Origin of the sequence: Paenibacillus sp. oral taxon 786 str. D14, from assembly GCF_000159955.1 — a bacterium.
GTDB classification, from domain to species: Bacteria; Bacillota; Bacilli; order Paenibacillales; family Paenibacillaceae; genus Fontibacillus; species Fontibacillus phoenicis.
The window spans coordinates 13,409-14,513 of record NZ_GG696005.1 but is presented as its reverse complement, the minus strand read 5'-3'; the positions used below and the strand labels follow the sequence as shown (position 1 = coordinate 14,513).

Below are 1,105 nucleotides of genomic sequence, written 5' to 3'. Positions count from 1 at the left end.
CTATTCTTTGTTTCAGCAGCGACCTTTATAATATATCATGTTTGCCTCGATTAAGTCAAGAAGTTTTTTTAAAAAACCTTTCGGCCAGTGCCGATTTCAGCTTCAAAACTTCATTGCCTTTTTTAGGGGCGAGATATAATTTATCATATCCTCGCTGGGCGCGTCAATAGGTTTGTCCAAGGTATATTTTGGAAGTGTCCAGAACGCCGCAATCAGGCTCTGTATCGCAATTCCCGCCGCTCGCCTACGCCTTCCTTATGAGCTTTGGTAATTTCCTGCACCAAGGAACGGGCCACCAACTTGCGAAGTAATAACGGAAGTTCATCTCTCACATGTTCGAGCTCAGGGTTCTGCACTAACTCCTGAATACTCCACGCTTCCTTGCGGCTGCCCAGAATCCTTAAGAGCAGTTCACAACAATCGGCCATCTTGCTGGCGAGTGTAAATTCACAAGCCAACAGAACGAGCTGGATGCGCTGCTCCAACGTTTCTGAGTTTTCCGTCAACTCATCAAACAACTTATTGACGACCGAATTTAAAGGGCGAACCTGTTCCCACACGCTGCTTTCCGGCAAAATTCCCTGCTCGATCAATTCAAGGCGAGCATAATGCTTTAACGCCTGCAACACGCAGTAGTACGCGTCCAGCAAGTCCTGCTCAGCCGTATACCGTTTGGCTTCCCCATAGACTTTGAGAAATTTGGCAAATTCCTTAAGCTTCCGCCGTTCCTTCATGGAATCACCAAATTCGTTGATATAAGAGCGGAAAGTCGTTAACTTCCCATCGATGTCCCAAATGATCTCGCCGTGCAGAAAATACTTCACCGAATCCCGCTGATCACCGGTCAATATTCCCCGTTCAATTTCGCGGGTTCCCACATGCAGCAGTTGATAAGCCGAGTCTCCGCTCATGCCGTGCTCAATACGCTGTTCCTTCTCCTCCAAGCCATGGTGCACAACCATAATGAGATATTCGAAATCATGCAACAGCGAGTCGTGGAAGCCGGCTTGGTCCAGGTGATACCCAATCGCCCCAATGGCTCCATGTCCGGCTTTCTCCTCGTCTAAGATCGAAAAAATGGTTGTTTCCACGGATACCCTCCCAG

At 48.1% G+C, this 1,105-nt stretch carries 1 protein-coding gene; it reads right to left on the bottom strand.

From position 1 onward, the window contains the following. Positions 1 to 212: 212 nt before the first annotated feature. Positions 213 to 1,091: a nucleotidyltransferase-like protein gene (locus POTG_RS22260; protein WP_009227110.1), complete on the bottom strand. Its 879-nt coding sequence runs from the start codon at positions 1,089 to 1,091 to the stop codon at positions 213 to 215. Between the last annotated feature and the right edge of the window lie 14 nt (positions 1,092 to 1,105).